The sequence below is a fragment of the Sulfurisphaera sp. genome (assembly GCF_059755235.1).
In genome coordinates, this window is record NZ_DBPRYF010000048.1 from 230,737 (window position 1) to 254,481 (window position 23,745).

A 23,745-nucleotide genomic window follows, 5' to 3' on the forward strand; every position below is an offset into this window, starting at 1 on the left:
TTTTAAATGTTGATCGAAAAATATGTTACTGGGCCCGTCGTCTAGCCTGGTTAGGACGCTGCCCTTACAAGGCAGAGGTCCTGGGTTCAAGTCCCAGCGGGCCCACTTATTATTATTAGGTTAAACTTCTTTCTGTATAATTCTTCTAAACCGGTTTCACATAGAACTATATAGTAATATATATTGTGTATTTCTATATATAATATTAAGACAAAAGATAAAAATACTAATAAAGACTAATTATTATGGTCTTTAACCATATCGAAGGAAATATAAATATACCAGGAGAACTGCCATGGGAATTGGTCGCAGCATATTTTATTATAACACCAATAGTCCTATATATACTAGCTAAAAAAGAAGGAGTGATTAAGAAATTTACAACATTAGATTATGTATACATGGGAATTGGTGCTGCCATAGCTACTGTTTGAGAATTTTCATTGGTAGTTTTTTGAATAGAGCTATTGCAATAAGCTATGTAGATGTAGCTTTTTGGGGAAGAATGTTCATATTAATTATCACTGTAGCGAAAATAAGAAAGTTTGGTGCAGGAATACTCTCTCTAGTTATATTTGACGTTTTGGCTGATGCAGTTCATTATGGATGGGCAGGGCAACCATTGTTCTTTATTTATGAAGGTTTAACATACGGGCTCTTTATTGACTTGATGATAGTTTTAACTAAGGGTAGACCGTTCGAGGGAAACAAAATATTTGTAGCTATTCAAGGGGCTATAGTAGGTTTTCTATGGAGTTTGCCAGATCCGCTACTATGGGAAGGATTTCTGAAACCGTTGATATATGGAGGAATAGTAAATTGGAGTAAAATCAGTTTTGATATACTAACAACGTTCCCATTTACTACTATAGTAGGTGTGTTTGCAGCTTTTGTCTCCTATAGAGTAGCTAGAGCAGTAGGAGCATAAGTTAAACTTATTTTTATTTTTTCTATTTCTCCTTATGGACTATAAAATTAAAGATCCTAATTTAGCAGAACAAGGAAAGAAGCAGATAGAATGGGCAGAAATGCACATGCCAGCTCTGATGGAAATAAGGAAAGATTTTGAAAAAGAAAAACCTCTAAAAGGACTAAGAATTAGTGCAGTACTTCATGTTACTAAAGAGACAGGTGTTCTAGTAAAGACGTTAAAAATTGGTGGGGCAGATGTTGCACTTGCTGGTAGTAATCCTCTTTCTACACAAGATGATGTAGCTGCAGCTTTAGTTCAAGAAGGTATTAAAGTGTTCGCTTGGAGAGGAGAAAATGAGCAAGATTATTATGAAAATATAAAAGAGATCCTAAAATATGAGCCACATATAATAATGGATGATGGTGGAGATCTTCATGCTTATGTTCATGAGAACATGCCAAATTTGAAACTTCATGGAGGAACTGAAGAGACAACTACTGGGGTAATTAGATTAAAAGCTATGGAAGAACAAGGAGTGTTAAGATATCCAGTTATCGCTGTAAATAATGCATTTACTAAGTACCTCTTTGATAATAGAATAGGAACAGGGCAAAGTACGATAGATGGAATACTTAGAGCAACTAATATACTTATTGCAGGGAAAGTAGCTGTAGTGGCTGGTTATGGCTGGGTAGGAAGAGGAATTGCTTTAAGATTAAGAGGAATGGGAGCTAGAGTAATAGTAGTAGAAAGTTCTCCATTGAGAGCTTTGGAAGCAGTAATGGATGGATTTGATGTAATGCCAATGGATAAAGCCTCAGAAGTAGGAGAAATATTCGTTACAGCTACAGGGAATATAAATGTGATAAGAAAAGAACATATATTGAAAATGAAAGATGGTGCAATATTGTCAAATTCTGGGCATTTTAATGTCGAAATTGATGTTAAAGGACTTAAAGAAATAGCTTTGTCCTCAAGAGTTATAAGACCAAACTTAGAGGAATATCAGTTACCTAACCATAAAAGAGTTTATCTTCTTGCTAAAGGAAGACTCGTTAATCTAGCAGCTGCAGAAGGACATCCTAGTGAGGTAATGGATCTTAGTTTCTCAAATCAAGCACTATCTGTAAAATATATCTATGAGAACAAAGACAAATTAGATAAAAAAGTATACAACGTACCTTTAGATATCGATGAAACTGTAGCACGACTAAAACTTAAGGGTATGGGAATAGAAATAGAGCAAATGACACAAGAGCAAATAGAATACACAAAACAATGGAAATATGGTACATAATTTTGTGATACATAAGTTACGACATAAGCGCAACTCTTTTAAATCATTTTTGCATATTTCTTAATTGGGCCCGTAGCTTAGCCCGGTAGAGCGCCCGGCTCATATAGGTGGTGTGTTCCGTACTTTGAGAGACCGGGTGGTCCGGGGTTCAAGTCCCCGCGGGCCCATTACTAATTATTTTAAAATAAATAATAATATGAATAGGTTTAGGTTATTGTTTGTAAGGGGAAAGATATCTCGTACCCTTTAATAATTCTTATGCTTTATTAAGAATCAAAGTTTAGATTATATCTCTAGTTTATTACCCCTCAAATTATAACGGTAAAACTTATTAGCAAAGATGATATGTAATAGAAATGGAGACCCGCCGTAGCTCAGCCCGGTAGAGCGCCCGGCTGTAGGGCAAGGAGGGCACGCAGTGACCGGGTGGTCCGGGGTTCAAGTCCCCGCGGCGGGACTTCTCACGGCTTTCTTTTTATTTCTAGTTATTTATAAATTAACAGATAATCTTCAATTATATATTGTATTTTCGTCTAGTTATTTGATATAGCAATTATTTCTAAATAATCTTTTCATTATTAATTAAGGAAATTATAAAAGTTAAAAAGAATAATATAATTCAACTAAAGTGTGACATTCAAAAACAAAATTCATTTGTACTTGTACCTTATTAAAAATTATACATGACATAGTGGGCCCGCTGGGACTTGAACCCAGGACCTCCGCCGTGTCAGGGCGACGTCCTAACCAGGCTAGACGACGGGCCCGCTAAAAAATACTCATTTGCTACTTTAAAATCTTTCCATCGTTCATTATACAATAAGCTACAATTCCAGCTAATGCTACTGAAGATATCTCATTATTTAAACCCTCTATTTTTACCGGTTCGCCAAGATTAAGTTCAAGTTTATTAAACCCTACTTCATTACCTGAAAATACAAACATTACTCTATTCTTATCTCTTATTAGGTCTTTATTGAACGTTTTTTCGGCAGCTTGGGTGAAAATAAAAACACTCTCGGGTTTAAATAACTCTATTGCGTCTTTTAGATCTGGAAGAACAATAAACGGCTTTTTATTCTTATAAGCAATTTTACTTACTTCTGGTATTCCTGCCTGTGCCCCCACACCACCTACTTTTGTTAGAATAAAATAATTTATATTCATATTAAATACCAATTTTGCAAAGTCAATAATTCTTTGTGTACTACTGACGTTATGTAGTACTATTAACAATTCCATATACTTTACCCATTATTTCTCGCGCAATTGCGGTAGATAAGACTACTGGAACTGCTTCTCCTACTTGATTATACTGTTCATCTCTTCCTCCTAAGAATATATGATCGTCTGGATACGACATTAATCTGGCTTGCTCTCTTACAGTTAAGAATCGATTCTCAAATGGATGAATAAATCTCGAATTACCTAATACAGTAGGCGCTATGTCATAAGGATTTAGCCTAATATATAGAGGAATACTTCTTCCAGAACTTCCTCTAAACATAGTTAAATAGTCTTCAAAACCTAGTTTAGCTATTTCCTTAATTTTATCTTCACTTAATTCTTGGATTTCATTATTTGGAACGTCATAACGTCCTTGTAAATCACTAATTGCATCTAGTACAGTTTTCTTTTTATTTATTTTGTGCGGTCTAAGTTCTATATTGCTTATAAATACACGTGTTCTTTTTGACGGATTACCGTAATCTTCTGCTTTTAAAAAATTAAAGAAGACTTTATACCCGATTTTATTAAATTCATATTCAATAGCAGATCTTAGGCTGTCAGTACCTATAATCGATGGAACATTTTCCATAACAAAGAATTTAGGTTTTAACTCTCCTACTAGCCTAATATACTCTAATGTCAATTGCCCATCTTGATCAAGATAGAGTCTATCTAAAGGCTCTTTCATCCTTAAGGGATTAGCAGCTGTATATGGCTCGCAAGGTGGACTACCTATTACAATATCTACTTTCTTCCCTACAAAATATTCTATGTCTTTCCCTGTGATACTTCTTATATCATCCTCTATAACAATAGTCTCTGGGAAATTAGTTGAATAGGTACGCGCAGCTGCATGGTTAATGTCTATAGCTAGTCTTATGTTAAAACCTTGTTTTTTAAAGCCTAAAGAAAAACCTCCAGCCCCAGAAAAGAGATCAATGGTTGTTAGCTCCATGCTTTGTCTCTCTTTCTATCTCATTTTCTAGTTGACTAATTTTGTAATTAAGGAAAGCTCTTGTTTTCTCTGAATCATAATAATCTAAGGGGGAACCGCATTTTGGACATTTGAATTCATTTTCTAATGCTTCATCGAAACTATATAATATATTATCTTGTGAACAGTAATAGTAAGAGGCTTCTTTTTCTTGCTCATATCTTGTTTTTAGTTTTTCTAATACAAGCCTCTTTCTGTTAATCAATAAATCATTTATCTGATCTATATTAACTTTCCAATAGTAAATGAACAAACCTGAATCTTTATCTCTAGTTTTACGATAAGTAATAAAGCCTTGTTCTGCTAAAAGATACAATTTCTTTCTTATTTCATTCACTTTTATATTCAGCTCTTTTGATATATCATCGTCTGTCATTTCTATTCTTTTCCTAAGCAAAAACTTCAAAAGTTCTGCTGCATCATCCCCTACCAAATCTTTTGCTAAACTTATAATAAGTTCTTCAGCTCTACTACTCATTTTTCCTCACCCTCTTCCCCTTATCTTGGGGTATAATTGATAATTTAGCATCACTAAACTGTATATTTAGTTCTCCACCCTTATATATTCTATCCAGGAAAATTGCCAATGCAGCTACCTCAGAATGGGGTTGATTACCTATAGCAACATTATAATCTGAATTATGATAGAACCATCCCTCTACTTTTTCTGAACCAATAATAGCCAATATTTTACCGTTTATTTGTGTAATTTTATTACTGACTTCGTCAATAGGAATTCCATACATTGTTAAGTGAACTACAACCCCTCCCTCTTTTTTCCAGTCTTCCACTAATTTCATTGGATCTTTAACAAATTCTAGAGTAAAGTATTTTCCTCCCCAATTTTCTTTTACTTTATTTAGCGTAGTAACTAAATAATTGTCTTCGCCTTGGACATAAACTCCTTTAGCACCAAAAGCTCTAGCTACTAATATTACATGTGTTGTGACTCTTTTATCTCTCTCTGGTCTGTGATGAAGTCTTAAAACATAAACCTCTTTTAGTTCTGAAGGAGCGTTAATATTTTATCCCTTAAAATATTCATATTTGTACCTTTTAATGCTGATACTGGAAGAATATCGATCACTGGTGAATAAAGTGATGAGGAAACTTGCTTTATTAACTCTATTTTGTGTTCTATTTCTCTTTTATCTGCATTTTTATCAGTTTTATTCAGCACAATAATCATAGGCTTCCCAGAAACTCCTAGTTCACGTAAGGTTTGTAGAGAACTTTGAAGCATTTCTAATAGCATAGTATCGGAAAGAGATGAATCCAGTACTAGTACGAGTCCATTGGCATATTTAGCTTCAGATAATGTTACAAAGAATGCTTCTATTATTTGTGGAGGAATACCTCTAATGAATCCTACTGTGTCTACTATCATAACTTTTGTACTGTCTATTGGTATGGCATGTCTTTTAGGAGCTGTTGTAGTGAACATTGAGGAATCAACTTTTTGGTTTAGTCCGGTTAAATAATTAAAGATTGTAGTCTTTCCTGCATTTGTGTATCCAACAATTGCAACAGTGTTAAAATTTGTTCTCTTAATCTGTTCTTCTCTTGCGTTTTTCAATTCTTCTAACTCTTTCTTTATTTTTACAATTCTTCTTTGGTACAATCTAATCGCACTTTCTACTCCATAAACACCTGCTCCTAATGGACCTTGCTGCTCTGTAATTTTGCTTCTTTTATACATATCTTTTAGAATTGGTAGTTCATATCTTAGTCTTGCTAATTCTATCTGTAATTTTGCTTCTTTAGAACCTGCATGGAGTGCAAATATCTCTAGCAATAAAAGAACTTTATCTAGTATTTTCTTTCCTAACAATTCTTTGTTTAAGTTTATAAAATGACGAGATCTTAAAAGATCAAAAATTATAATTGCTTCTACTTCTTCCATATTTTTTATTTCTTCTACTTTATCAGTTTGTATGTAAAACTTTGGATTAGGTTTCCTTGGACTTTTATATATTTTTACTACTTCATATAAAGCAGTTTCAGCTAATGATAATGCTTCGTCTTTATATTCCTCTGATGTAAATAAGACTGCTTTCACTTCTTCCCCTCTCTAATATTGGCCACATCTCCCAAGGTTAACTCAAAATCTGTGTCTTCTGTCCCTTCGTCTGACTCAATTGGCTGAAGTAATTTTATCCCAAGGATTTTTTCTAATTGCTTTGCTTGCTGTATTGTTGGTTTTAGTTTCCCACTTTCAAATCTTTTTATTATATTTTCTGAAACCTTTAATTGCTGAGCTAATTGTTGCTGTGATAAACCTAATCTTTCTCTTGCTTCTTTGATCATTTTATAATAATCATCTACTACTTCGAGTTCCACTTCATTAGACAGTTTTGGTACCGACGTTTTTATTTTTTTCTTCATTTCTTCATTTTTCTTCAGTTCTCTTTCATCTACAATTTTTGCTGATTTTTTAATTTTATTGTAACAATTAGGACATACTGTAATAATACTCCCTTCATAAGACACAGTAATTCCCTTACCTTTTATAGGAGCACCACACATCTCACAGTATTTCGTAACAGAGTTTTGCATAATATATACTCTTTATTACTACTCTTAAACATTTTTAGGTTTAATTGATCAAGTATTATATGGGGTAAATTGTCAGGAGAATTGGATAGCTACAGAGCTAAAAATTACAATAACAGTGATGATCCTATAGTAAGATTACTAGAGGAAAAGATAGAATCTCTAACTAAAGAATTAGATAAATTACGTCAAGATTTAAATTGGTATAAAGGAGAGCTCGAAAAGTTGTTAGCTCCACCATATATAGAGGCTACAGTCTTGGACGTATTACCAGATGGTAAAGTAGTAGTAAGAAGTTCTTCTGGTCCTAATTTAGTAGTTAATGTGTCCTCTAATATTGATTTTCAAAAACTTAAGCCAGGTATTTCAGTAGCGATTACACAGAGAGGTTCAACTATTGTTGAGATATTACCGAGCAGAGAAGATGTCTATGTTAAATCTTTTGAAGTAGTTGAAAAGCCTAATCTTCATTATTCTGAGATAGGTGGGTTAGAAGAACAAATTAATGAACTTAGAGAAGTAGTAGAATTACCTCTTAAAAACCCAGAATTATTCAAAGAGATAGGAATTGAACCACCGAAAGGAGTTCTATTGTATGGACCACCCGGCACTGGCAAAACAATGCTTGCTAAAGCAGTAGCAACTGAAAGTAACGCAACGTTTATACAAGTTGTTGCATCAGAGTTTGCACAGAAATTTGTCGGAGAAGGTGCTAGGATAGTTAGAGAAGTATTTGAGTTAGCTAGAAGAAAAGCACCGAGCATTGTATTTATTGATGAAATTGATGCTATAGGAGCTAAAAGAGTTGATATGGGAACAAGCGGAGAAAGGGAAGTGCAAAGAACACTGATGCAACTACTGGCAGAGATAGATGGATTTAAACCCCTGGATAACGTGAAGATAATTGCTGCTACGAATAGGTTAGACATTTTAGACCCAGCTCTACTAAGACCAGGTAGATTTGATAGAATAATAGAAGTGTCATTACCAAATTATGAAAGTAGGAAAGAAATATTTAGAATATATCTAAGTAAAATGAAAACTGATGGTAAAATAGAATATGATGTACTTGCAAGATTGACTGACGAGTTCAGCGGTGCTGAGATAAAAAATGTATGTACTGAAGCAGGCTACCTAGCAATAAGAAACTCTAGGAAAAACGTAACAATGGCTGATCTATTAAACGCTATAGAAAAAATAAGGATAAAAAATAATAAGCCCAAAATTAGTGAAAGAAAAGAAAAGTATGTTTAACTTAACGAAGCCATTAAGAGCAGAAACTAATGAAATAGAATATTTAAAGAGTATAGCATCTTATCAATTCTCTCATGAAATAGCCTCATGTTTGTTCCCAGATAACAGAACATTTTTAATACAAAAATCTTTAACTACAAATAGAATAAGAAATGTATTAACAGAGGATAAAAAACTCTATTTAGTTCTTAGAGCTCAAGACAATTTATTTTCGTTAACAGATAGCTCTGGGAACATTATAAAAAATTGTTCTTCTCCTCCTTCTTTTAGATTTATACTTCAATCAGATGTAGCAGAGTTCATTAAAGAAGGAAAGAACGCATTTTGTAAGTTTGTAGTAGACGCTGATAAAAATATAAGAGCAGGGGATGAAGTTCTACTAGTAGACGAGAACGATAACCTTATTGGAATAGGTAGGGCTAGGGTTTCTGGAGAGGAAGTAAAACAATATAAAAGAGGTTTAGCTGTAATTGTAAAGAGAGGTATAAAAAATGTCGATTAAAATAGTTCTTAAAGGGATTACTGAAGAAGAGCTTAAAGGAGCTAGATTTATTACTGGCTTCAGAACTCTTGGAGAAGTAGGATATATTGCAACAAGATATTTAGTATTAAAAACAAATATGAAAAGAGTAGGGTTTATCTTGACTAAATATTTACGTGATGTAACTTTTATCGATGAATATGGACTAGCAACTCCATTTGAACTATTTTATGATAACCAGAACCACGTTTTAGTGCTTCTAAGTCATCTTCTACCATTACAGAAAGAAATGAATGAGTTTTCTGAAAAAATAATAAAATGGTTAAAGAAAATACAAGTATCTGATATGCTTCTCATAGGAGGGCTTGATAAAAGATATAAAACAGATAGCAGTAATTTAAGATGGTTTAAAACGTCGTCTAGTAAACTTAATTTACCTTATCCTTTGATGGAAAAACAATTGCTAATAATAGGACCTTTAGCGCTCTTTACTATATATGCGGAAATCGAGGAGTTACCAAGCGCTATTTTATTACCTTATGCAGACAGAGAGAGAATAGATCCAGCAGCCGCAGCCATAGCAATCGAAGAGATAAATAAGATTTATGGGCTTAAAGTTGACACTTCAGAGCTATACGAAGATGCTAAAAAAATAGAAGAAGAATTACAAAAACAATTAGAATTAGTTCAAAAAGAATTAACCAAGGGAGGATCGAATAGAGTCTATATGTAAATTATACTTTTCACAGCCTATAAAATCAGCCTTCTTATATTTTTTACTTCTTAGAAAATCAATAACTTTCCTCTTTGTTTTTTCCCAAACTATTGGATCAATTTCTTCTGAAGGATGCTCTGTTTGAAAATAAGGGTATACTTCCCATAAATCTTTAGGTATTAACCCATAAAATGGATCAAACAAATAAACATCTGCATTATATGTAGTAGTCCTAATAGGATTAGATCTATTACATATTATTATTGCTGTATCATTATTGGCTGGGTAAGTGGACATAAATTTTTCGTGCCTGGCAATTTCGGGTCTTTCTAATGAATTATTATCAAATAGGAATATTCCCTTTATTTCTCCTTTTACTCTGGGATCATATTTCTCTAAATAATCCTTATACTTTAGTAGTTTTCTGAATGCTGTATAAACTGCTGGGTGAGAATAGGCCTTTTCTTGGATGTATTCAAATAATCTACCTTCTTTTATTGCTTGTTTAGTAGCATTTATTTCTTCTTTAATAACATAGAGATTATGAAGAGCCAATAACTTTATTCTCTCATTTTTCGGCAGTTGTAATAAATCTTTAGGCGTATGTCTAAGACATACTGGACATGAGCAAGGGAAATATTCTAGTTCCTCTAATCTGTATACTCTACTTCTTGTTATATATCTATTATCTCTCGCATATAATATATAAGAAGCAGAATCAAAAGAATCTACACCTAAAGAGACTGCTAATGGTATAATATGTGGTAGCCCTCCGCCAAATAAATGAAAAGGTTTTCCTCTGCTTACATTACTCTTAGCTGAGAATATCATATCAATAAGCAAAGAATAATCATATCTCTCCATAACTACTGTAGGGCTACCTAAAGCAAACATTTTAAACATTTCATTTTTATCGGCTTCTAATGCAGAATAACTGATCAGATCAAGAAATTTTCCTCCTTGTATCGGATGAACCCAAATTCTGTTTTCATCTTCTTTTATTAAATCTTCAATTTCTTTTGCTCTCTCTAATGTAGTATTGACGCTATTAACAGCTTCTTCTCTATTTTCAGTATCACCTGTAGGAAGATCTAAAAATACTGCAATATCAGTGTTGATTTCTTTTTCATACTGTACTATTTCTCTATTAGAACCCTCTATATTACCGTACTGAAGGATCTGATAAGCCCCAGAATCGGTCATAATAATTCCATTAAAGTTTAATAATTCATGAATGTCGATATTTTTTCCAAATTTCTTTTTAATTAAATACGCATTAGTTATAATATTTTTAAAACCTACTTCCTCGATATCTCTAGTTGTGATTTCTGATTTGAAGGGGTTTATGACGGGAAAAAAAGCGGGTGTCTCAAGCTTTCCACTTTTAGTAATTAACAAGCCAACTCTTCCAGCAAGATCTTCATCTGTTACTTCAAACTCTCCAACCATTTTAGGCTCCTTTTCTCTTTTTATTAATATAATCATTAAAAAGATCATAAACTCTTTGAGCCAAAGGACCGCTTCCTTCTACTCCGACCTCAGAAACTTTAATTCTATCTAATATAACGACTACTCCTGCTTCATCATATATTTTTGTGTCAGCTGCCCTTAAATTAAGTTCTTTTGTTACTAAATCTGCAAATTCTCTTGGATTAAATATAGGTGATGATTTTACTAGAATTTCAGTTATGGAAGTACCGTTTAAGATTACCTTATAGTAATTGTTATTATCGTTATCTTTTGCATTCGTTAAAACTAAGAGAAATGGGGATAACTCATATGAAGATAATACTCCATCATATACCTTATTGTTTACAAGTCTTACAATGATCGCTTTATCTAGCAAGGAATTTAGTTCTGTTGCAACTCTTCTGCTACTCATCAAATTGAATAACAGTTAATATTATTTAAGATTAAACTATTACTTCTCATATGTCAATTCAAGTCGAAGGTAAATTGGAGACAGATTGTAAGATAGTATCGATCGATCGAGGCAGCTTAAAAGGATTATATATAGTTAAAATGAACTGTGATAACTATTATGTTGAATTTGATATTATAGATACTATAAACATATTTAAGCAAGAAGAAAAGGTAAAAATGATTATATCTAGAGAAAAACCTACATTTACTTCAAATGATTTTTGTGCTCATGGCTATCTTTTCTATGAAAGAAAGGAAGGAGAAAAAGTATTGGATCAAATATCACTGTATGGCTTGATAGTAAAAATATATAGCAATAATGGTCTAATAGGTGATAAAATCTTCAATATGATGGATCATGTATATTATTGTGTTAAAAAATCTTAATGAAATCTTCTGTACTGGTATTATCTCTTTTTATTGTTAAGATATCTATACCGTCTCCGGAAGTAGTATCTCTCTCTATAGCGGCTTTTATTGCTTTGGTTACAATCTCTTTACCTTTATCTAATGGAGTATTTGGATCATATTCGGCTTCTAGCACACCCACTGCTACTCTTGCACCTGAACCAACAGCAGCGTAATTATCTTCAATTAAGGATCCAATTGGATCTAAAACAAAAAGTTTGGGCCCTTCTTCATCTATTCCTCCAAACAGAAGTTCAGAAATAAAAGGAGTCCATTTATATTGGTATAGAATAACTGATAGTAGCTTAGCTGCAGACCTTACTGAAATGGGTTTACCATTATACATCTCATAATATTTTATCTCCATGTTCATAATACGTGTGAGTGTTTGGATATCTCCCATTATACCAGCTCCGGCTATACCGAATCTACCTAACTTGAATACTTTCTTTGCTGATCTACTAAGTACAAAGCCACCATAACTTAATCTCCTTTCTGCTGCTAGAATTATGCCCTCATTAAGTTTAATTCCCAAAGCTGTTGCGGGTAATTCTTCCATATTTTAATAACCCATGAAAATGAGTGTTTTATAACTTAAATTATTTGCTTAAGATAGTCGATTAGGTTTTCTTCTTTTACTATAATCTGCTCTTTTGTTCTCAAATTCTTTATAGTTAATGTTTTCTCTTCTAGTTCTTTCTTACCAATGAATATTAAATGAGAGAAGCCTTCTTCAGCGTATAATGGAATTAACTTAGATACTGGACTGCATTTAAGATTTAATACTGCAACATAGTTATTACTCCTTAGTTTATCTATAATACTTATTCCATACTGGAGTCCATCTTCCGATAATATTATAACACTAATTTTAGGATAAATTTCATTTTTCTGTAAATTATCCAAAACCAACGCCGTTCTTTCGATACCTATTGCAAAACCTACCGCAGGAGTAGGATTTCCACCATATAACTCTACTAAATTATCGTATCTTCCGCCACCAGCAATACTAAATGGGACAGATGGATGAACAACTTCAAATATTAATCCAGTATAATATGCTAATCCTCTAACAAAACCTAAGTTAACATATGAATTTACACCTAGAGTCGTTATTATATTTTTTATGGTTAATATTTTATCAATTTCTTGCACAAGATTTTCTACTTTGTATTTCTCTTCTATTTCTTCTTTTAATTTTACGTAATCATTTTCAGTTAGATGGTTTATATTAAGTATTAGTGTAAGTAGATCTATGTATTCGCTCTTTGGTAACTCTGATAAAGCATCATCGATTCTATTCTTATCTATCAAATGTAATATATGCTCTTGTTTCTCTTCATTTACGCCCATTTTGGATAAAATTTTCCTAATTATACCTATATTATTTAACTTTATTTGTATTCGCTCTAACAAATTTAATTCTCTATATATTTGAATAATTATCTGAAGAACTTCCAGATCGGCTAAGATATTAGACGATCCTAACAATTCTATTCCTGCTTGTCTGAATTCTCTATATCTACCGAATTGAGGCTCATCGTATCTATAGACGGTACCCAGATAGTATAGACGTATAGGCTTAGGTAAATGCTGTAAAGAGTTAAGGTAAAACCTAACAATACTGGGTGTAAACTCTGGTCTCAATGCTATTTCTCTGTTTGCTTTGTCTTTAAAAACATACATAGTGTTTCTTAGCTCTTCTCCTCCTTTTAATGCGAACAATCTAAAATCCTCTACTATGGGCGTTTCAACTTCTTTATAATCAGCTAGCTTTACAATTTTCAAGAACGCATTCTCAACTATCTTTATTTTGTATAATTCATCATTATAATAATCTTTCATTCCTCTTACAGGTTCATAGGAAACCATATTATTCACCTCTTACCTAATTTTATCTCCGATAAAAAGTAATATGTAACATCGCCATACTTATCAACTACTGCTAAAACTCCTTTCTTTTTAATTTTACTTGAAAAATCTACGAAATTTTCCAATTCCTTTACATCAATAACCTTGTTCTCGTTAACTGGATATACAATATACTCTAACTCATTAGACATAGAAATGAAAATATATTTACCACTTGCTGTGGTCTTTCTGCCACGTTGTTTAAGATCATTTGATACTATCTTTATATCAATATCTTCACTCATCACCCTCTAAATTCAAGTTATAGCTTATAAGTGTCAAATATACTTCTTTAGTTCATTTTATATATGAAATGCCCATATTGTGGAAGTAGTGAAATAGTCTGGGATTATAAAACTGGGGACATGGTTTGCTCAAAATGCGCATCAGTGATAGATAAAATATACTATGATAATCTATATGAAACGTCTGATGACGTAGTGATAACGCCTAAGTATGCTTATTATAATTTTTTCAAAAAATTAGAGAGATTAAATGAATATAAAGAGAAAATTAAGAAAAATAAGAGAAAATTAAGAAAAACGATAATTTATAATGGTTCATCAATAAAAGAATCATCCTTAAATACAATGAAAATTTTAGAAAATAATGAGAGATTATTAATCTTATACGACATAATGGATACTTTACCTCAATTTAGATCAAAAAATTCAAAATATAAGCTGGCTGTTGGAATATATTTGCTCGACAAAAAAGAATTTAATAAATTAAAAAGAAATTTAAATATAAGTGATAAATATATGAAAAAAATATTATCTAAATTAAAAGTCAAAGATAAATTAAAAATTCAGAGTCTATTAAAGAGAAAGATAGATCCGAAATTAGTTAATGAACAGACTAAAAGATATTAGTTAGAGTAAATTTTTTATATAACCACTTCTTATGAGGTTTTAGCGGTGAAAGTTTTATGTCAACTACTGCTACAGTTGCAACTACTCCAGAAGGTATTCCTGTTATAATTTTAAAAGAAGGTTCAAGTAGAACATATGGAAAAGAAGCTCTAAGAATAAACATAGCTGCAGTAAAAGCAGTGGAAGAGGCGTTAAAGAGCACCTATGGACCTAGGGGAATGGATAAAATGTTAGTAGATAGCTTAGGAGATATAACAATCACAAATGATGGTGCAACAATCCTTGATAAAATGGATCTCCAGCACCCTGCTGCAAAACTTTTAGTACAAATAGCTAAGGGACAAGATGAAGAAACAGCAGATGGAACAAAAACTGCAGTTATACTTTCTGGTGAATTAGTTAAGAAAGCAGAAGAATTATTATATAAAGAAATACATCCTACTATTATTGTAAGCGGTTATAAGAAAGCAGAAGAGCAAGCACTTAAGACGATTGAAGAAATTGCTCAAAAAGTTTCAGTTAATGACATGGATATATTGAAAAAAGTTGCTATGACATCCTTAAATAGTAAAGCTGTTGCCGGAGCTAGAGAATACCTATCTGATATAGTAGCAAAAGCTGTAACTCAAGTTGCTGAATTAAGAGGAGATAAATGGTACGTAGATCTAGATAATATACAAATAGTTAAAAAGCATGGCGGGAGCATAAATGACACACAGATAATTTATGGAATAGTAGTTGATAAGGAAGTAGTCCATCCAGGTATGCCAAAGAGAGTTGAAAATGCCAAAATTGCACTTCTCGATGCCTCATTAGAGGTAGAAAAACCTGAATTAGATGCGGAAATACGTATAAATGATCCAACCCAGATGCAAAAGTTCCTTGAAGAAGAAGAAAACTTACTTAGAGAGAAGGTAGACAAAATTGCAGCCACTGGTGCGAACGTTGTAATATGCCAGAAAGGAATCGATGAAGTAGCTCAACATTACCTAGCGAAGAAGGGTATATTAGCAGTAAGAAGAGCTAAAAAGAGTGACCTTGAGAAATTAGCTAGAGCAACTGGTGGAAGAGTTGTATCTAACATTGATGAATTAACCTCTCAAGATCTAGGATATGCGGCATTAGTTGAAGAAAGAAAAGTTGGAGAAGACAAAATGGTATTTGTTGAAGGAGCTAAGAATCCAAAAGCAGTCAGCATATTGATAAGAGGAGGTTTAGAAAGAGTGGTGGATGAAACAGAAAGAGCACTAAGGGATGCGCTAGGTACAGTAGCAGATGTAATAAGAGATGGTAGAGCGGTAGCAGGTGGAGGAGCAGTTGAATTAGAGATTGCTAAAAGACTAAGAAAATATGCACCACAAATAGGTGGAAAAGAGCAATTAGCCATAGAAGCTTATGCTAATGCATTAGAAAACCTAGTAATGATATTAATAGAGAATGGAGGTTATGATCCTATTGATTTGTTAGTAAAGTTAAGGAGTGCTCACGAAAATGAGGCTAACAAATGGCATGGTATAAATGTATTTAATGGTCAAGTAGAAGATATGTGGAAATTAGGTGTTATTGAGCCAGCAGTAGTTAAAATGAATGCAATAAAAGCAGCAACAGAAGCAGCTACATTAATATTAAGAATAGATGATCTAATTGCAGCAGGAAAGAAATCAGAATCAAAACCAGAACAGAAAGCAGGAGGACATGAAGAAGACTAAATTTTTTTTATCTTAACTATAACTTCTTTTCTGAGATTTGGAGCTACTAATATTGCTTCTCCAACATCTAATTTATCAAGTATTTGTATTTCTTCTTTGTCTAAAGATAATGAATCTGCTATAACTTTTTTATCAATATTTGATTTTATAGAGTGTATTATCTTTATACTGGTATTTTTAATAACTTCTGGGTCTACGTTTGAGGGGCTTTGTGATATAATGCATATCCCAACATTAAATTTTCTAATTTCTTGCAAAGCCTTATTTATAATTACATTGGACTGATTAAAATAATTCTGAGCTTCTTCTATTATTATAAGTATTTTTCTTGAATTATTTTTAGTCTCTACTATATATTCTAGTAAGAATTTTAAAATCATCATAGCGTACAGTTTCCTAAGCTTTATATTTCTAATAAAGCTTAGATCTATTATATTCCCTCCCTTTAACTTCTCTGCCAAGTCTATGTATGTATATCCATTTTTTGACGATATTAATTTCTCACCTAAACCAGAAAATAACATGATAATTTTTCTTGTTAGTGCAAATTTTATATCTCTCTGCATGTAGGTGTTATCTGAAAGGCTCGAAGATATAACTTGTAGCAAAGTTTTAAAATCAAACTCTTTCATTTGATTAAGCACTTCCAGACCGAGATATAATACGAACTTCTGCGGTTCTGTTAACTCTAACGCATCTCCAATAATTTCTGCTATATCAATAGCAGTCAGATCATCTACATCAATAGGATTCAGTGTAAGATAGTTTTTCTCGCTATAAAAAGTAAATTCTGGCAATATTTGCCTATATTCTCCATGCCAGTCTAAAATAATTACATCAAACCCTTTTTTAAAAAATTCTCTAGCTAATAATGCAGAAGTATTTGATTTACCGCTTCCAGTAGATCCAAATATAGCCACATGCTTAAAGACATCATCTGATCTTATACCTATAGGCATTTCATTATTTCCAATTATTCTTCCAATTTCAATATCATACTCTCCAAAAATATTATGATCAGATTTTATATCAAACTTCTTTTGACTTACATATCCTCCGTACACAACACTTCCTAATGCTTTGGGCATAGGTAGGATTGAATTAGTATTTAATCCTATTGGCTCAAGTGAAATATGAGGAGCTACACTTTCTATCGTACTCTTTATTACTATAGCCTCGTTTAACAAAAATTCCTTGTTCATATTATTATCTTTTTTGACATAAAAGAGAATTGCACTCCCAGGTAAAGGATCTAGTAACGTTATTATTGCAACCTTAAGATATCTAGTCTTATTACGTTGAACAGCGTCTATCGCTTGCTCTAATTCTTTCCCATAATCAATTTTAATTTCATTATTTTCTTTTCCAATTACTTTAAAACCCAAAAAATAATATTCACCATCTTCTAGTTGGACCGTATATAATGAGTTTTCTATCGATGATTTAATTAATAGTTTTTCTATTTTCTTTCCTATCTTCAATCTAGATATAATAATAAGGAGTAGGATTAATGGAATTATAATAGCTGAAATATACAGAGGATTATATGATATAATGTGCAGAGAGTTTAAAAGTAAATACCCTCCTAAGAGCAGTAGAACTAATGCTAAGTACCTATTATTCATGTAATTTACTGTAATATATTATAATAGAGAGTCAAGCGAACTTATAGCTACTTTGCTAAGTTTTAACCTCGTTTCCTTACTAGTTATCTTTGTGTCACTATATTTCTCATCAGTACAACATTGTACAAGGAATTTTCTTGGTGATTCAGTTATTTGGTTTAATATATCCTTAATATTCGAAGAACCATACAATAATGCCAGGAAAAAAATAGAAGGTGCCTTTATTTTTATATTTTTTGCAGAGTTAATATAATAATGGAAAATTTCACAAACTTGAGCCAATATTATATTATCAGGGATAAAATTAGTTATTTGAGTTATACACTTCGAGTCATAATTTATATATTTCTTAAAATCGTCTTCATGAAGCTCCTTAACATACATTCAGCTATCCACCATGGTTAATTGGAATTATTTCTATTACATCATTATCATCAATTTTCTTATTTTCAAGTAACCTATAATCCTTACCATTAATTAATATTATATACCCTGATTTAATTCTATCATTATTAACTAAAATTCCATTTATATCGATATCGTTTAACAAATCATAAATGTTAGAATAAGAATTAGGTAAACTGATTTTTTCCTTTCCAAAAGAAGTAGCAAGAGGACCTTTAAAAATGACATTTACCATTATTTATTCTTCACCTTCAATATACTCTTCTGTAGCCTCCTTTTTAGCCTGAGTTTTTTGCATCTTAACATACCTAGTTAAATATCCTGCTATTCTATTTCTAACTTTTTTCGATTGAACGTCTACGTAACTATCTACAAATTTTTTGTTAGTTTTAAAATCGGTAGATAATTGATCTTTGAATTTCTCATACAATTGAATAGCCACTCTTTTGATGTCCTTCGTGTACACGTTACCCAATTATTTCACCTTAAGTTAAAGTAAGGAGATAAGAAGAAAAAATTAATCATGACCTTGGCTTTCTTCTTTAGCATATATGCTTTCTTTTACCTTATATACATCACTTTCTTTCTTAAATCTTGGCTTCAATTTCTCTTGTATTAAAGGTAATGTTGTATACTCCATTTCTGTTGGTTCTAGTCTATGAGGCATGAACGGGCCATGGCGTCTCATATAATCAGCAATAGTATTAGCTAAATGCCTTGCTTCATCAAATGCTGGATCATCAAATAAATCGGAAGGACCAACCAGTTTCCCATTCTTTACATTAAAGCCTAAACCTAATAATCTTGGTGGACCATCGAATCTAGTAGCTTTAGCATCTCTTTGAGATACTGGCATTAATGGACCGTAGTGACTACCTCTCATCCACCCTGGAACTAAATGAGGAAATGCAAAGGCCTCTAAGGCTTCTCCTAATGCTGGTAATCCATGCTGTAATCTAACAATCATTACAGGATCATCTTTTCCTACATATTTTCCTGCAATAAGATTAAGTCTTTCTATGGATACTACTGCCGCAAGCATATTATCACTATTCCTATAAACTCTCCTTATCACATATCTTGCAGGAGTTCCAATAAAAGCTAGCAAATCATAGATCTCTTGAGGAGCGCTAAGTGTTACGGCTTCTCCTTGATAAACATCTAGCACTTCGAACTTAAATCCGTCGTGCATTGCTGGGTCTATAACTAAACCAGGCGTGTTAAAAGGATCAGCAAACATCTTATATAAAGGTAAGTTATACGCACCAGGCTCCGTTTTATCAGCCATAAATACAGCAAAAGGCTCTGAGGTTCTTTCTTCTATTTCCATTTCAGCTACTCCGGGGCCTAAACCTCTAACATTACCCGAAAATGAATCTGATAATAAATCTTGACCTGCAGCATATAATCCTAAATCTCTAGCTACTTTTGCAGCCTCTTGAAAAGCATTCCAAGCAGTTTCATGAACTTTAGTATTGAGTTCACCTTTTGTATGAGTCATTATTAACTGTAAGTCGTCTCCCACATGTGTTATATAATAATCTATTATTATTCCCTGCTCCTTTGCAGACGCTAAGACCTTATTAGCTGCTGCCATTGTATCAGGGTGAACTATATGATGACCAGCTAGGCTTCCAATATCCGCTTTTATAACACTTATAGTTGTTTTCATCAAATACTTAATGCTTTCTACACATAAAAACTTTATGTAGATTCTTCTTTTATCGTTTTTAACGAATAATATTCTCCGCTTTCCTTTTGTAACCTATCCAGGTAACTACCTGGTTTATTTACACGGGGTCTTCCAGTTTCCATATCTCTCCTAAATGTAATTTGTAACTCTTTAAGAAACTCGTTCATACCATTGATGAGACTCTGTGGTGTTTTGCCAATGCCATGAGAACCTGGTTGGCCTACAAATACCATGATTCTATCAGCTATATAATCATGTAATGCCAGATCATGATCCACCATGAATGTAACACTTTTCCTCTCTCTTGTAACTCTCTTAATTGCTTTAGCTACTATATAACGTTCTTCTACATCAAGATATGAAGATGGTTCGTCTAACACATAGATATCTGTTTCTTTAGACAGAGTACCTGCTATATATAGTTTCTGTAATTCACCGCCACTAAGGTCCTTTACATTAGACTCTAAAATTCTATGTAGATTCAACCTTTTTATGACTTCTTCAAAGAACCAAGATGAGGAAGAAAGTACATCTTTTCTTACATTCTCTAAATACTGTTGTACAGTGCCATCAAAATCTGGTACAATCTTTTGTGGTTTGTAAGCTAACGTTAAACCTTCTGTTAAGACTTCTCCAGTGTCAGGCTTAATTTCCCCTACTAGAATACGCATAAATGTAGTCTTTCCTATTCCATTAGGACCAACAATTCCTATAACTTCTCCTTCTCTTGCAAAGCCACTCTTAACCTCGAGGTAGAATTTATCTAAATTTTTAGTTATATCTGTCCAAATAACTTTTTGGATTGCATTTGGATTAAAATCTAAATCTGTAAGATCTTTAAGATTGAACCTAATTTCCTCTTGCCTAATTTTAACATTTTCTGCTGGTAAAAATCCTCTTAAGAAATTATTTATCCCAACTCTATTACTATAAGTTTTTGATACTCTTCCGTAAACAGAACTTTTACCGTAAATTATATTCACCAAATCAGCAAGATAATCAAGGACAATTAAATCATGCTCTACTACTAGCACATATTTGTCTTTAGTCATTTCCCTTATTGCGTAGGCCATGTTTATTCTTTCTTTAATATCTAGGTAAGAAGAAGGTTCGTCAAACAAGTATACGTCGGCCTCCTTAAGTAAAGTGGCTGCTATTAGTAACTTCTGTAATTCACCACCACTAAGATATTTTACATCTTTATCCCAAAAGTTTCTCATATTAAGTAACTCTTTAACCTCGTCGACCTTTCCTCTCTGATCTACTTTCTTTAGCAATTCACTAACATTACCACTAATATACTTTGAGGCATACTCTACGTACTGAATTTTATGTGCTACTTTAAGTTTTTTATTATATAATTGATAAAAATAGTCATAAAGTTCTTTACCTTTAAAGTGAGAAAGAACATCATCTACAGTTGGTTTAGCTTGTGGGTCTCCAAAGTTTGGAATTATCTCTCCACTTAGAATTCTGAGAATAGTAGACTTACCAGTACTATTCTTACCTAATATACCGACTACATAACCGCGTTTAGGAGTAACCAAACCAAAGAGTTTGAACCCATTTATCTTATATCTATGTACAACATCTTCTCCATATTCGTCTGGAAGATTAACAATATCAATTGCCTCAAAAGGACATTTCTTGATACAAATACCACAGCCTATGCACGTTTCCTCATAAATTATAGGTTTGCCTTTAACTATCTCTGCAAGTTCAATTGCTTTACTCCCTGACCTATTGATAGGACAAAATGTGATACATTCTAAGTTGCATTTGTCTGGTTTACAAAAATCGTAGTTAATTACAGCAACCCTCATAGTAACACCTTTTATCAAAATAAAATCGAAGAAAAAACTTTGTTTTTAATTACCATTCATCTTCTTCGAAGTCCTCTTCTTCCCAATCTTCCTCATCAAGCTCATCAAATTCCTCTTCTTCCCAATCTTCCTCAAAAACCAAAACCTTCACCATTTCAACACATGATTGTTTAACTTAAAAAATTACCTATTCGAGTCTAACAAGACGTCTTTCAGAACCGATTCAAAAATATGTTAGGGGGATAAAATCTTAGTTATTTAACAACTCAAATTTAATTAATTTTAATTTTATTAATAAATTTTTTATAACAATTAGCAACATTAAACAATCTCTGCATCAAGTAGTTAAAAGATAACTTCAGCTCGATAAAGTCAAAGTGATAAAAATATCATTTGGTATAAATGTGTAGAAATAAAATCTGAATACAAATAGACCATAAATACCATTTATTCTGCTACTAGCTTTACTATATATTCTTATATCATCTAGTTTTTACTTTATCGAGAAGAAAAAAGATATTTATCCTTTGAACGAATTAAGATTTATACTATGGACCCGTAGCTCAGCCAGGACAGAGCGCTGGCCTTCGGAGCCAGTGGTCCCGGGTTCAAATCCCGGCGGGTCCGCCATTCATATACCCTCTTTTTAAGTCTTTTCCTCTTGTCCCTATAAACTATTTATGTCTCTGGGGCTGTCCCATAACATGGTGGAACATGGGACACTGCATACTGAACCTTGACCAGGCTAAGGAAGTCTTGCTGTATCTACACAAGAAGCGTGGACGCAACGTTCGTAAACTAGCCCAAATGCTCGGAGTGGTTAAGAACGCTACCTCCATGTTTTCCTTGATGCCACGAGGTAGTCTAACGAAAAATGGTTAGATTCTGAGCAGAAGCGAGGATAAGGTATATCCAATCCCACCACCTATGTAGTTGAAGCTCAACACAATAGTGGAGACCTCAGGTGCGCGGTCGTTAAATGAGACTAGTGTATTAATGAGGAGCTCTAGTGGGCTTGATAAGACCGCTAGAGCAAGTAATATAAGAAAGAATACAGTTGGGTCTATTTTAACGAAAATGAGAGATGTAAATAGTAATACAACCAGTGCATAGACTGCTACTAACATAGAAACAATTCTCATGCTTGCTAGCCTCTTAATGCCCCTCTTACTGATCACGAACTGGATAGTCATATATGTGACTGTTTCAAGCTCCACTGCTAAGAAGACTAGGAAACTAGATATACCTTGCCTAGCCCCAAGCCCAAACACCATTCCCATCCAGAGGTACTGGAGGAACCAGTTGAAACCAGCTAACGCTGCAAGAAGAGCAGCCTTCCTAATTAATGCCGGCTCTCCAGAGAAGAATCTAGGCTTTATCTCAGCGCCGCCAAGACGAGCAAAATACATGAGTAGAATGAACCCGAGAGCCGTAGATATTAACAGAATTGTGAGGAAGACTATCTTGTTCACCGTCATGTACGTAAGTATTGGTGCTATGAAAAATGCTACAGCTTCAGCTCCAGAAATTAGTGAGAAGAATTTTGAAGGATCTCTTAAGTTCTTTGACCAGCTAACTTCCAGGTTGTATATGTATCCTCCAGTGTAAATACCGAGTAGCGCGGAGATTGAAATTCCTATAAGGTATATTGTGATGTTATTGAGGAGTAGAGCTAGCGTTATCGTTGAGAATAGGAAGAAGAGGTGGACAAATGGCAACTTCTTGAAAAGTAGTTCGCTATGAAGTAGTAATGGCATGAATCCCCGCGTAACTATTATCATGCCATAGACGGTTCCAAATATTGGGACTGTGTTAGTGTATGCTATATAGTTTGTTGAGTATATGGCAAAGGCACCTATTATTGTGATGAGAAAGTCTAAATAGACAAGATAAGGTGTTTGGTTCCTCATCTAACATCTCATGATATAACAATTCTCCT

27 protein-coding genes and 5 tRNA genes are annotated in these 23,745 nt (G+C 33.0%); 13 read left to right on the plus strand and 19 right to left on the minus strand.

Annotated elements, in window-relative coordinates:
* The first annotated feature begins 30 nt into the window (after nucleotides 1-30).
* The 6 genes from AC3OCB_RS10120 (at nucleotide 31) to AC3OCB_RS10145 (ending at nucleotide 2,667) form a co-directional block, all read left to right on the plus strand.
* Nucleotides 31-105, plus strand: a tRNA-Val gene (locus tag AC3OCB_RS10120).
* Nucleotides 106-245: 140 nt separating this feature from the next.
* Nucleotides 246-434, plus strand: a complete 189-nt coding sequence (locus AC3OCB_RS10125; protein ID WP_498342335.1) for a hypothetical protein — start codon at nucleotides 246-248, stop codon at nucleotides 432-434.
* 20 nt (nucleotides 435-454) lie between these two features.
* The gene (locus AC3OCB_RS10130) at nucleotides 455-928 is read left to right on the plus strand and encodes a hypothetical protein (protein WP_498342336.1); all 474 of its coding nucleotides are present in this window, start codon (nucleotides 455-457) and stop codon (nucleotides 926-928) included.
* A 34-nt stretch (nucleotides 929-962) separates the two neighbouring features.
* The gene (gene ahcY / locus AC3OCB_RS10135) at nucleotides 963-2,210 is read left to right on the plus strand and encodes an adenosylhomocysteinase (RefSeq protein ID WP_498342337.1); all 1,248 of its coding nucleotides are present in this window, start codon (nucleotides 963-965) and stop codon (nucleotides 2,208-2,210) included.
* A gap of 66 nt (nucleotides 2,211-2,276) precedes the next feature.
* Nucleotides 2,277-2,377, plus strand: a tRNA-Ile gene (locus tag AC3OCB_RS10140).
* 196 nt (nucleotides 2,378-2,573) lie between these two features.
* Nucleotides 2,574-2,667 (plus strand) — tRNA-Tyr (locus AC3OCB_RS10145).
* Nucleotides 2,668-2,902: 235 nt separating this feature from the next.
* Here the strand turns inward: AC3OCB_RS10145 and AC3OCB_RS10150 are convergent.
* The 7 genes from AC3OCB_RS10150 to AC3OCB_RS10180 all read right to left on the minus strand — a co-directional run bounded on the left by AC3OCB_RS10150 (nucleotide 2,903) and on the right by AC3OCB_RS10180 (nucleotide 6,990).
* A tRNA-Val gene (locus AC3OCB_RS10150) sits at nucleotides 2,903-2,977 on the minus strand.
* A 19-nt stretch (nucleotides 2,978-2,996) separates the two neighbouring features.
* Nucleotides 2,997-3,452 carry a RecB-family nuclease gene (locus AC3OCB_RS10155; RefSeq protein WP_498342338.1) on the minus strand — a complete coding sequence of 152 codons (456 nt, stop codon included), beginning with the start codon at nucleotides 3,450-3,452 and terminating at the stop codon, nucleotides 2,997-2,999.
* A complete protein-coding gene (locus AC3OCB_RS10160) occupies nucleotides 3,427-4,395 on the minus strand; it encodes a DNA cytosine methyltransferase (RefSeq protein ID WP_498342339.1) in 969 nt (322 codons plus the stop codon). The genes AC3OCB_RS10155 and AC3OCB_RS10160 overlap by 26 nt, the downstream gene beginning before the upstream one ends.
* Complete coding sequence (locus tag AC3OCB_RS10165; RefSeq protein ID WP_498342341.1) at nucleotides 4,376-4,912, minus strand: transcription factor; 537 nt, start codon at nucleotides 4,910-4,912, stop codon at nucleotides 4,376-4,378. Before AC3OCB_RS10165 ends, AC3OCB_RS10160 begins: the two co-directional genes overlap by 20 nt.
* The gene (locus tag AC3OCB_RS10170) at nucleotides 4,905-5,369 is read right to left on the minus strand and encodes a tRNA methyltransferase (protein WP_498342389.1); all 465 of its coding nucleotides are present in this window, start codon (nucleotides 5,367-5,369) and stop codon (nucleotides 4,905-4,907) included. Before AC3OCB_RS10170 ends, AC3OCB_RS10165 begins: the two co-directional genes overlap by 8 nt.
* Nucleotides 5,370-5,434: 65 nt before the next feature.
* On the minus strand, nucleotides 5,435-6,493 hold the full coding sequence (gene hflX / locus AC3OCB_RS10175; protein ID WP_498342342.1) for a GTPase HflX: 1,059 nt from the start codon (nucleotides 6,491-6,493) through the stop codon (nucleotides 5,435-5,437).
* Nucleotides 6,490-6,990: a multiprotein bridging factor aMBF1 gene (locus AC3OCB_RS10180; RefSeq protein ID WP_498342343.1), complete on the minus strand. Its 501-nt coding sequence runs from the start codon at nucleotides 6,988-6,990 to the stop codon at nucleotides 6,490-6,492. Before AC3OCB_RS10180 ends, hflX begins: the two co-directional genes overlap by 4 nt.
* Nucleotides 6,991-7,059: 69 nt before the next feature.
* Between AC3OCB_RS10180 and AC3OCB_RS10185 the strand changes: the two genes are divergently transcribed.
* Genes AC3OCB_RS10185 through AC3OCB_RS10195 form a run of 3 tightly spaced genes read left to right on the plus strand, consistent with a single transcriptional unit; the run spans nucleotide 7,060 to nucleotide 9,455 of the window.
* Complete coding sequence (locus tag AC3OCB_RS10185; RefSeq protein WP_498342344.1) at nucleotides 7,060-8,241, plus strand: proteasome-activating nucleotidase; 1,182 nt, start codon at nucleotides 7,060-7,062, stop codon at nucleotides 8,239-8,241.
* On the plus strand, nucleotides 8,234-8,743 hold the full coding sequence (locus tag AC3OCB_RS10190; protein WP_498342345.1) for a PUA domain-containing protein: 510 nt from the start codon (nucleotides 8,234-8,236) through the stop codon (nucleotides 8,741-8,743). The genes AC3OCB_RS10185 and AC3OCB_RS10190 overlap by 8 nt, the downstream gene beginning before the upstream one ends.
* Nucleotides 8,733-9,455 (plus strand): proteasome assembly chaperone family protein, encoded by a 723-nt coding sequence (locus AC3OCB_RS10195; RefSeq protein WP_498342346.1) that lies wholly within the window; start codon nucleotides 8,733-8,735, stop codon nucleotides 9,453-9,455. The genes AC3OCB_RS10190 and AC3OCB_RS10195 overlap by 11 nt, the downstream gene beginning before the upstream one ends.
* Here the strand turns inward: AC3OCB_RS10195 and tgtA are convergent.
* Both tgtA and AC3OCB_RS10205 read right to left on the minus strand, forming a co-directional pair.
* On the minus strand, nucleotides 9,420-10,886 hold the full coding sequence (tgtA, locus tag AC3OCB_RS10200; RefSeq protein WP_498342391.1) for a tRNA guanosine(15) transglycosylase TgtA: 1,467 nt from the start codon (nucleotides 10,884-10,886) through the stop codon (nucleotides 9,420-9,422). The two genes, AC3OCB_RS10195 and tgtA, sit on opposite strands and share 36 nt — an antisense overlap.
* Nucleotide 10,887: 1 nt before the next feature.
* A complete protein-coding gene (locus AC3OCB_RS10205) occupies nucleotides 10,888-11,322 on the minus strand; it encodes an Lsm family RNA-binding protein (protein WP_498342347.1) in 435 nt (144 codons plus the stop codon).
* Between the two features lie 47 nt (nucleotides 11,323-11,369).
* On the opposite strand from AC3OCB_RS10205, the gene AC3OCB_RS10210 reads away from it, so the two are divergent.
* Complete coding sequence (locus tag AC3OCB_RS10210; protein WP_498342348.1) at nucleotides 11,370-11,747, plus strand: DNA-directed RNA polymerase subunit G; 378 nt, start codon at nucleotides 11,370-11,372, stop codon at nucleotides 11,745-11,747.
* Here the strand turns inward: AC3OCB_RS10210 and psmB are convergent.
* The 3 genes from psmB to AC3OCB_RS10225 are packed head-to-tail and all read right to left on the minus strand — an operon-like array spanning nucleotide 11,734 to nucleotide 13,924.
* Nucleotides 11,734-12,327 (minus strand): archaeal proteasome endopeptidase complex subunit beta, encoded by a 594-nt coding sequence (gene psmB / locus AC3OCB_RS10215; RefSeq protein ID WP_498342349.1) that lies wholly within the window; start codon nucleotides 12,325-12,327, stop codon nucleotides 11,734-11,736. The two genes, AC3OCB_RS10210 and psmB, sit on opposite strands and share 14 nt — an antisense overlap.
* A gap of 35 nt (nucleotides 12,328-12,362) precedes the next feature.
* Nucleotides 12,363-13,640, minus strand: coding sequence for a histidine--tRNA ligase (hisS, locus tag AC3OCB_RS10220; protein ID WP_498342350.1), 1,278 nt, complete (start codon nucleotides 13,638-13,640; stop codon nucleotides 12,363-12,365).
* Between the two features lie 5 nt (nucleotides 13,641-13,645).
* A complete protein-coding gene (locus tag AC3OCB_RS10225; protein ID WP_498342351.1) occupies nucleotides 13,646-13,924 on the minus strand; it encodes a ribonuclease BN in 279 nt (92 codons plus the stop codon).
* A gap of 63 nt (nucleotides 13,925-13,987) precedes the next feature.
* On the opposite strand from AC3OCB_RS10225, the gene AC3OCB_RS10230 reads away from it, so the two are divergent.
* On the plus strand, nucleotides 13,988-14,551 hold the full coding sequence (locus AC3OCB_RS10230; RefSeq protein WP_498342352.1) for a TFIIB-type zinc ribbon-containing protein: 564 nt from the start codon (nucleotides 13,988-13,990) through the stop codon (nucleotides 14,549-14,551).
* A gap of 56 nt (nucleotides 14,552-14,607) precedes the next feature.
* On the plus strand, nucleotides 14,608-16,260 hold the full coding sequence (gene thsB, locus AC3OCB_RS10235) for a thermosome subunit beta (protein WP_498342353.1): 1,653 nt from the start codon (nucleotides 14,608-14,610) through the stop codon (nucleotides 16,258-16,260).
* On the opposite strand, the gene cedD is transcribed toward thsB, so the two are convergent.
* Genes cedD through AC3OCB_RS10265 form a run of 6 tightly spaced genes read right to left on the minus strand, consistent with a single transcriptional unit; the run spans nucleotide 16,257 to nucleotide 21,806 of the window.
* Nucleotides 16,257-17,885, minus strand: a complete 1,629-nt coding sequence (cedD, locus tag AC3OCB_RS10240; RefSeq protein WP_498342355.1) for a DNA-translocating ATPase CedD — start codon at nucleotides 17,883-17,885, stop codon at nucleotides 16,257-16,259. The genes thsB and cedD overlap by 4 nt on opposite strands.
* Before the next feature lie 18 nt (nucleotides 17,886-17,903).
* Entirely contained in the window at nucleotides 17,904-18,269 is a 366-nt protein-coding gene (locus AC3OCB_RS10245; RefSeq protein WP_498342356.1) for a hypothetical protein, read from the minus strand.
* 4 nt (nucleotides 18,270-18,273) lie between these two features.
* Nucleotides 18,274-18,525, minus strand: coding sequence for a Urm1-like protein (gene urm1, locus AC3OCB_RS10250; RefSeq protein WP_498342357.1), 252 nt, complete (start codon nucleotides 18,523-18,525; stop codon nucleotides 18,274-18,276).
* Nucleotides 18,526-18,528: 3 nt separating this feature from the next.
* A complete protein-coding gene (locus tag AC3OCB_RS10255) occupies nucleotides 18,529-18,765 on the minus strand; it encodes a 30S ribosomal protein S17e (protein ID WP_498342359.1) in 237 nt (78 codons plus the stop codon).
* A gap of 42 nt (nucleotides 18,766-18,807) precedes the next feature.
* Nucleotides 18,808-19,962 (minus strand): fructose-1,6-bisphosphate aldolase/phosphatase, encoded by a 1,155-nt coding sequence (gene fbp, locus AC3OCB_RS10260; RefSeq protein WP_498342360.1) that lies wholly within the window; start codon nucleotides 19,960-19,962, stop codon nucleotides 18,808-18,810.
* A gap of 32 nt (nucleotides 19,963-19,994) precedes the next feature.
* Complete coding sequence (locus AC3OCB_RS10265; RefSeq protein WP_498342361.1) at nucleotides 19,995-21,806, minus strand: ribosome biogenesis/translation initiation ATPase RLI; 1,812 nt, start codon at nucleotides 21,804-21,806, stop codon at nucleotides 19,995-19,997.
* Between the two features lie 552 nt (nucleotides 21,807-22,358).
* Between AC3OCB_RS10265 and AC3OCB_RS10270 the strand changes: the two genes are divergently transcribed.
* Nucleotides 22,359-22,436: transfer RNA gene (locus tag AC3OCB_RS10270), tRNA-Arg, on the plus strand.
* A gap of 248 nt (nucleotides 22,437-22,684) precedes the next feature.
* On the opposite strand, the gene AC3OCB_RS10275 is transcribed toward AC3OCB_RS10270, so the two are convergent.
* Nucleotides 22,685-23,716: a hypothetical protein gene (locus tag AC3OCB_RS10275; protein ID WP_498342362.1), complete on the minus strand. Its 1,032-nt coding sequence runs from the start codon at nucleotides 23,714-23,716 to the stop codon at nucleotides 22,685-22,687.
* Nucleotides 23,717-23,745: the final 29 nt, after the last annotated feature.